General features: G+C 70.3%; 7 protein-coding genes. 5 read left to right on the top strand and 2 right to left on the bottom strand.

The window, feature by feature from the left end; genetic code table 11:
• The coding region (locus ACWDX9_RS56710) for a metal-sensitive transcriptional regulator (protein WP_449971300.1) at nt 1-275 on the bottom strand (275 nt) is incomplete at its 3' end.
• Nucleotides 276-585: 310 nt separating this feature from the next.
• Between ACWDX9_RS56710 and ACWDX9_RS56705 the strand changes: the two genes are divergently transcribed.
• The 5 genes from ACWDX9_RS56705 (at nt 586) to ACWDX9_RS56685 (ending at nt 6622) form a co-directional block, all read left to right on the top strand.
• Nucleotides 586-2196 carry an ABC transporter substrate-binding protein gene (locus ACWDX9_RS56705; RefSeq protein WP_449971297.1) on the top strand — a complete coding sequence of 537 codons (1611 nt, stop codon included), beginning with the start codon at nt 586-588 and terminating at the stop codon, nt 2194-2196.
• The gene (locus tag ACWDX9_RS56700) at nt 2193-3191 is read left to right on the top strand and encodes an ABC transporter permease (RefSeq protein WP_350727961.1); all 999 of its coding nucleotides are present in this window, start codon (nt 2193-2195) and stop codon (nt 3189-3191) included. Before ACWDX9_RS56705 ends, ACWDX9_RS56700 begins: the two co-directional genes overlap by 4 nt.
• Nucleotides 3188-4039 (top strand): ABC transporter permease, encoded by an 852-nt coding sequence (locus tag ACWDX9_RS56695; protein WP_449971294.1) that lies wholly within the window; start codon nt 3188-3190, stop codon nt 4037-4039. Before ACWDX9_RS56700 ends, ACWDX9_RS56695 begins: the two co-directional genes overlap by 4 nt.
• Nucleotides 4036-5733, top strand: coding sequence for an ABC transporter ATP-binding protein (locus ACWDX9_RS56690; protein ID WP_449971291.1), 1698 nt, complete (start codon nt 4036-4038; stop codon nt 5731-5733). Before ACWDX9_RS56695 ends, ACWDX9_RS56690 begins: the two co-directional genes overlap by 4 nt.
• Before the next feature lie 136 nt (nt 5734-5869).
• Nucleotides 5870-6622 (top strand): (2Fe-2S)-binding protein, encoded by a 753-nt coding sequence (locus tag ACWDX9_RS56685; protein WP_449971288.1) that lies wholly within the window; start codon nt 5870-5872, stop codon nt 6620-6622.
• A gap of 90 nt (nt 6623-6712) precedes the next feature.
• Here ACWDX9_RS56685 and ACWDX9_RS56680 read toward each other — a convergent pair whose 3' ends face one another.
• Nucleotides 6713-7171 carry an N-acetyltransferase family protein gene (locus tag ACWDX9_RS56680; protein ID WP_449971286.1) on the bottom strand — a complete coding sequence of 153 codons (459 nt, stop codon included), beginning with the start codon at nt 7169-7171 and terminating at the stop codon, nt 6713-6715.
• Nucleotides 7172-7315: the final 144 nt, after the last annotated feature.

Here is a 7315-nt window from a genome sequence, read left to right as displayed (position 1 = left end):
CGAACGAGCCGCGCGATGGCGTCGGAAGCCTCTTTGACCTTCGCCTGAGCCTCCGGCCCGCCCTGAGCGGCGGCCTCGGCGACACAGTGCGCCAGATGATCCTCCAGCAGGGAGATCGCGACCGACTGCAGAGCACTGGTGGCCGCCGAAACCTGCGTCAGGACGTCGATGCAGTACTTGTCGTCCTCGACCATCCGCTGCAACCCCCGCACCTGACCCTCGATCCGGCGCAGCCGCCGCAGCTGGTCCTGCTTGCTGTCGCTGTATCCGACCATGCCTCCCCCTTCCGACTCCTTGAACGTACCATACCCCCCTACCGTATTCCAAGCCGAGCCTGAGCCCAGGTGGGCGATCGGGGCCAACCGGCGACACGACTATTAGTCGGCATAGTAGGTTGCCTACCCGCCCATGCACGAGCGCTGACCCAAGAAGCCCAGGCAGGCATGTCATCGCAGCTCAATGCGAATTACGGTGTTTACACAATGGACTCTTGCATCTACGGAGCGGACCTATAGAGTCACGTGCAATGCACGCCCTCCCCGATGGGGTCATCCTGCACCTCATATACCCCCCGGAGGTTTTGTTTTGTACCACCGAACCACCGCCGCGCTGCTCTCCCTCGCGCTCCTCACGGCATGCGGATCCAGCACCGGCACGACACCCAGCACCCCCGGCACCCGGCAGGCCAAGAGCATCACCATCGCCATCTCCTCTGACGAGGGCACGCTCACGCCGTTCACCAACCAGACCGGCTACCCGGGCAACAACCTGGTGAAACTGCTCTTCGACACGCTGGTGATCGTGCGGGGCGACGGCGTCGCGCCGCTCCTGGCAAAAGAGATCAAGACCACCGACAACAAGACGTTCACCCTGCCGCTCCGGCCGGGCGTCACCTGGCACGACGGCAAGCCGCTCACCTCCGACGACGTGGTGTTCAGCGTCGACTTCTACCGCAAGAACATGGAGGGCGACTCGTCGGTCGACGTCCGCCCGATCGCGAAGGTCAGCGCCAGTGGCGACGTCGTGACCATGACGCTCAAGGCGCCCGACCCCGAGTTTCCGCGCCGGATCCTGGCCGACATGGCGATCCTTCCCAAGCACCTGTGGGAGTCGGTGCAGAAGGTGAGCACGGCAGGGGTGGACAAAGCCGTCGGCAGCGGGCCGTACAAGCTGACCCAGTACGACAACGCCCGCGGCTACACCCTCACCGCCAACCCCGCCTATGCCCTGGGCAAGCCCAAAGTGGATTCGATCAAGGTGGCCGTGATCCCGGAGGAGTCCACCCAGTTCGCCGCCCTGCGCACCGGAGAGGTGCACATGTCCACGCGCATCGTGCCCCCGCAGCAGCTCGCGACGTTGGAAAGGCAGCCGGGCATCGGCGTGGTCAAGGGCACCGAGTTCGCCTCCACGCTGCTGGCGTTCAACACGACCAGACCGCCGTTCGACCGCCCCGAGGTACGCCGGGCTCTGGCCAAGGCCATCGACACGGGGGATCTGGTCAAGACGGCGCTGCTCGGCCAGGGCACCCCGGGCAATCCCGGCTTCATCCACGCGGAGTCGCCCATCAAGGGAGACCGGCTCCCGCCGATCTTCGATGCCGAGGCGGCCAAGCGGGAGCTCGATGCTCTCGGCGCCAAGCCGGGACCGGACGGGATCCGGGTGCTGGACGGCAAGCCCATGTCGTACGAGCTGCTGGTGCAGAGCGCCTCCACGGACCGGCTGCGCAGCGCCGAGCTGATCCGCGGCATGCTCAAGAACGCGGGCGTCGCGGTGAAGGTCACCTCGCTCGACTCCGACTCCCTCGACGCCAAGGTCTGGCCCGACTACGACGTCCGTAAGGGCCGCAACTACGACATGTCCATGTGGGGCTGGTCCGGTCCCGTCATGCTCAGCAGCGGCACCATCGCCCAGCTCCTGGCCTCCGACCCGGACGACGGCAGCCTCAATGTCGTCGGCTTCAAGAGCCCGGCCGTCGACGAGACGATCGCCACCATGACCGCCGCACCCACCATGGAGGCCAGAACGGAGGCGGCCAAGAAGCTCCAGGCCCAGATAGCGGAGCAGCTGCCGTTCCTCACCCTGTACTACCGCAACGGCGCCTACGCCTTCCGTAAGGACGTCTACAGCGGCTGGACCTGGCAGAACGGCTCCGGCGCGCTGAACAAGTTCTCCCTCGTCGATTACCGGCTCGGATGACGGCCGTCCAGGCCGTCCGCCGCGGCTACCCCCGCTACATCGCCGGCAGGCTGGCCGAATACCTCTCGGTGCTGCTGGTCGCGCTCACGCTCAACTTCGCGCTCCCCCGGGCGCTCCCGGGTGGCCCGCTCAAGCTGTTCGGCAGCCCGGAGGCCCTGGCCAGGCTGACCGCCGACGAGCGCGCGCAGATCGCCACGCAGTACGGCTTCGGCCGGCCGCTCCCCCAGCAGTTCCTCGACTACCTGACCGGCGTGTTCACCCTGGACCTCGGCACCTCGCTGTCGGACGGCCGGCCCGTCACCCAGGCGCTGGCGGACGCGCTGCCGTGGACGCTGCTCCTGGTGGGCACCAGCACTGCGGTGACCGCCGTCCTGGGGGTGACGCTGGGCGTCGCGGGCGCCCTGCGTCGCCGCCGGGGCAAGGGCTCCGGGCTGCTCGGCGCGGCCGTGGTCGCCGACTCGGTCCCGCAGTTCTGGCTGGGCATGCTGCTGATCGTCCTGTTCGGGGTGAAGCTCCAGCTGCTGCCCACCTACGGCGTGTCCGGGCCGGAAGGGGTGACGGTCGGCGGGGTCCTGCAGCACCTGGTCCTGCCGGTGACGACGCTGACCGTCACCGGCATGGGATATCTGTTCCTCTACACCCGCTCGTCCCTGCTCACCGTCCTGACCAGCGAGCCGGTGCAGCACGCCCACGCCCGCGGAGTGCCGTACGGCAGGCTCGTGCGCAGGCACGCCCTGCGCCCGGCATTGCTGCCCGTGCACACGATCCTCATGCTGGAGATCGGCTTCCTGGCCGCCGGGGCCATCGTGGTCGAGACCGTCTTCGCCTATCCCGGGCTCGGGCGGCTCACCTTCGACGCGATCACCGCCCGCGACTACCCGCTCATGCAGGGGGCGTTCCTGGTGCTCACCGTCATGGTGGTGCTCATGAACGCGCTGGCCGACGCGACGTACCCGCTGCTGGATCCCCGTGCCAGAACCGGAGACCGGAGATGATGTTCCTCAAGGCGCCGCGCCGGAACCTGCTCGGCGCGCAAGGAGTGATCGGCGTCGGCGTCCTCGCCGCGATCGTCGCCATCGCGGCGTATGGAGCCGCCCTGCCCGACGGTGCGGGGCGCGAGCGGGTGGCCGAGCCGTACGCACCGCCGCGGGCAGGCCTGCCGCTGGGTTCCGACGATCTCGGCCGGGACCTGCTCGACCAGCTCATCGTGGGCGCCGGCACCTCCCTGGGCCTGGCGTTCATCGTCGCCGTCTGCACCACGCTGCTGGCCGCGATCATCGGCGGCGCCGCCGGGATCGGCCCGCGCTGGTTGTCGGTCTCGCTGATGCGCGGCGCGGACGTCCTGCTGATCCTGCCCGAGCTGATCCTCTACATCCTGGCGGCCGCCTTCCTCGGCCAGTCCTTCGGCATACGGGCGGCGATCCTGGCGCTCATCCTGTGGCCGGTCCCCGCCCGCGTGCTCCGGGCCGGGGTGCTCACCGCCTGGTCCCGCGGCCATCTGGAGGTGTCGCGGGCCATGGGCGCACCGGCCTGGTGGTTGCTGGCCCGCCACGGCACGTACCTCATCGGGCCGCTGCTCATCCCGGTCTTCGTCCGCACCGCGAAGGTCGCCATCATCTACGACGCCACCCTGTCCTTCCTCGGCCTCGGCGACCCGACCTCGCCGAGCTGGGGCACCACGCTCTACTGGGTGCAGACCAACGGCGTCTTCCTGTCCGACGCCTGGCTGTGGTGGGCGTTGCCGCCCGGCGCCGCCATCACGCTCACAGTGCTCTCCCTCGCCCTGATCGGCGTCGCGGTGGAGGAACGGCTCAACCCTGCCCTGCGGGAGGCTGCCCGATGACCTTGAAAGTACGCGACCTGACCGTCCGGTACGGCGGCCTGGCCGCGGTCTCGCACGTCAACCTCGACATCGCCGACGGCGAGATCCTGGCGCTGGTCGGCGAGAGCGGCTGCGGCAAGACCTCGCTGGCCCGCACCCTGCTCGGCCTGCTCCCCTCCACGTCACAGGCCGGCGGGTCCGCGTTGCTGGGCGAACACGAACTGGTCGGACGGACCGACTGGACAGGTGTGCGGGGCACCCGCGTCGCCACCGTGCCGCAGGGCGCGATGACCGGGCTCAGCCCCGTGCATCGCATCGGCGCCCAGCTCGCCGAGATGCTCACCCTGCACGGCGGCACGGCCCAGCCCGCCGACCTGCTCGACCGCGTCGGGCTCCAGGCGACGATGCTCAGGTCATATCCGCACGAGCTGTCCGGCGGGCAACGCCAGCGGGTGGCCATCGCGCTCGCCCTGGCCGGCGAGCCGGACCTGCTGGTCGCGGACGAACCCACCACCGGGCTGGACGCCATCACCCAGCGGCAGGTCCTCGCCCTCCTGGCCGGGCTCCGCACCAGCATGCTGATCGTCTCGCACGACCTGGCCGGGCTGCTGCCGTACGCCGACCGCGTCGCCATCATGTACGCGGGCCGCCTCGCCGAAGTCCGCCCGGCTCGCGCGCTTTCCCCGGCCTCCGCCCACCCCTACACGGCAGGACTGCTCAGCGCGACCCCCGTCGCCGACCGCGAGGTCGCCTGGGGCAGCATCCCCGGATCCGCGCCCGCCCTCGGGCACGTCACGCCCGGCTGCGCGTTCGCGGCCCGCTGCCCGCTCGCCGTCGACCGTTGCCGCGAGGAGACGCCGCCCTTGGTCGCACGCGGAGAGGCGCAGGTCGCCTGCCACCGTCACGACGAGCCGGACCACCCCTCCTACCCGAACGTGCCCCGCGTCGACAGCCCGTCGGGAAGCGCGGTGGTCAGCGCGTCAGGCATCCGGCACACCTACCAGGCCCGCTCACGGGTCGTGGACGCGCTGCGCGACGTCGACCTCGAGATCAGCGCGGGCGAGATCGTCGGCCTCGTGGGCGAGAGCGGATCGGGCAAGAGCACGCTCGCCCGGATTCTGCTCGGTCTCATCAAACCGACCGCCGGTCGCGTGACGCTCGAAGGCCGGGAGCTGACGGCCGGCCGTGCGCTGCGCCGCCTGCGACGACGGATCGGCTTCGTCCACCAGGACCCCTACGATTCGCTCCACCCCGGCATGCGGGTGGCGGCGCTGGTGGCCGAGCCGCTGGCGGTGGCCGGAGTGCCCCGGGGCGAGCGGCTCGGCCGCGTCCGGGAATCGCTGACCGCCGCCGGGCTGCCGGACGATTCCGAGTTCCTCGCCCGTTTCCCCGGCCAGCTGTCCGGCGGCCAGCGCCAGCGGGTGTCCATCGCCCGAGCTCTCGCCGGCAGCCCCGCGCTGCTCATCGCGGACGAGGCCACTTCCATGCTGGACGTCTCCACCCGCGCGGGGATCGCCACCACGCTGCGATCCCTGGCCGTCGAACGCGGCCTCGCCGTCCTGCTCGTCACCCACGACCTGGGCGAGGCCGTCCAGTCGTGCGACCGCATCCTGGTCCTCCAGGCGGGCCGGGTCGTCGAGCACGGCCCGGCCGACGACCTGGCCCGATCCCCGTCCCACGCCTATACGACCCGGCTCCTCCAGGCTTCCACATGAGCTCACCGTGCAGTTCACCGTGCAGTTCCCCGGGGCCGGCGACCGGGGCCCGGAGCGGCCGTCCGGCCCTGGAAACCGTATACCCGTTATGGGTATCATCCTCTACTATGGCGATACGTAGTGCGGTTGTGCAGTGATGGATGTCTTTTCGCGACTGGATTCGTTCGGGGACCGCTTCCGGCTTGAACGTGGCCTGACGGCGCACGACGGCTGGATCGCATGCGACCGGCTGCTCGACCCCTCATCAGACGAACTCTCCCGCGTACTCGAAGCCGAGCGGGTGGCCAGCGGCCAGAAGTCGGACCACGCCACCGCACTGACCGTCATGGCCGTGTACGCGGGCACCGTGACCGCCTCCGCGCTGCTGGCATGGGCGCTCGACCGGGTGGTCGTGGACATGCGACCGCACAACGTGGCCATCCGGCTCTCCGAGCACCACGGGTTCGAGGCGGTCGCGCTACGGGAGCCCAACGCCGTGGAGGCGCCCGTCGACACGCTTGTCTCCTGGGTGCTCGACGAGCATCTCCTCCCGCTCGCGCACGCCATGCGTACGCGCACCCGGGCGGGCCTACGCCAGCTCCATGGCGGGGTGGCGCACGGGTGCGCGGCGGCATTCTGCATCGCCAGCCGACTCGGCGGCGACGTCGACCGGCTGCAACGGGCCTACGAGGAGTTCCTCGCCGCCTCCACCGGCGACCTGGAAAAGCTCGGCGAAGTGATCAGGCTGCGAGAGGGCGATCGCGAAGGGCTGTTCTACCTACGCAACACATGCTGCCTCTACTACACCTCCGACGAAGCGGTGAAATGCTCCAGCTGCTGCCTGGACAGTGCCGAGGACCGCGTGACCGCCTACCGCCGGGTCCTCGCGAACGGAGTGGTCCCCCACTGAGCCGCACCGCACAGCGCGCGACCCGAACGACTCCGGGGGGACCGGGCCCCCCGGCTCGTCGGCCAAGCGTCTGCTTGGCCCGCGGACCCATCATGGCTCCCCGGCGGCGTGGGACTTCACCTCCTGCCATCGGCAGATCTTCTTGGAGACCAGGACGGCCCCGATGCGCTGGTAGAACCGCTGTGCCGCCACGTTGGCCTCGGCGACCTCCCAGCGGATCACCCTGCCGTCCGAGGCGGCGGCGACCGCCCGCATCAGCCGTTCCCCGACCCCGTGGCCGCGCTCTCCGGCGCGCACGTAGAGGTCGTCGAGCGCGAGATAGCCGCCGCCCGACCACAGGCTGACCCTCTCGAGCCAGGACACGTACCCGATCGCCCGTCCGTCCCTCTCCGCGATCAGGTAGGTGATCTCGGGACGCCCGAGCAGCTCTTCCATGCGATCCACGCTCACGGTGATCGCAGCCCCCTGACTCTGGTGCTCAGCGAGCTCACGCAGCAGGCCGTGAACGGTCGCCGCGTCGTCGGCCGTCGCGCGACGGATCGACACCATGGTGAATTCCCTTCTCAGCCGGTGGGCGGGATGTGGCGCAGCCGGAGGAGCGCGAGGATCGCCGCGCCGCCCGCGATGACCGCCGCGACGACGGCCGCCACGTTGAGCCCGCCCGCGAAAGCCTCGCGAGCGGGCGCGAGGACC

This window comes from Nonomuraea sp. NPDC003201 (assembly GCF_053590415.1).
Note: the sequence above shows the minus strand (reverse complement) of the source record. Positions and strands in the feature narration are given on the sequence as shown.

Excerpts from the sequence above, each read along its gene's own strand:
- ACWDX9_RS56700 (WP_350727961.1), top strand. The coding sequence starts at position 2,193 with ATGACGGCCGTCCAGGCCGTCCGCCGCGGCTACCCCCGCTACATCGCC.
- ACWDX9_RS56695 (WP_449971294.1), top strand. The coding sequence starts at position 3,188 with ATGATGTTCCTCAAGGCGCCGCGCCGGAACCTGCTCGGCGCGCAAGGA.
- ACWDX9_RS56690 (WP_449971291.1), top strand. The coding sequence starts at position 4,036 with ATGACCTTGAAAGTACGCGACCTGACCGTCCGGTACGGCGGCCTGGCC.
- ACWDX9_RS56685 (WP_449971288.1), top strand. The coding sequence starts at position 5,870 with ATGGATGTCTTTTCGCGACTGGATTCGTTCGGGGACCGCTTCCGGCTT.
- ACWDX9_RS56680 (WP_449971286.1), bottom strand. The coding sequence starts at position 7,171 with ATGGTGTCGATCCGTCGCGCGACGGCCGACGACGCGGCGACCGTTCAC.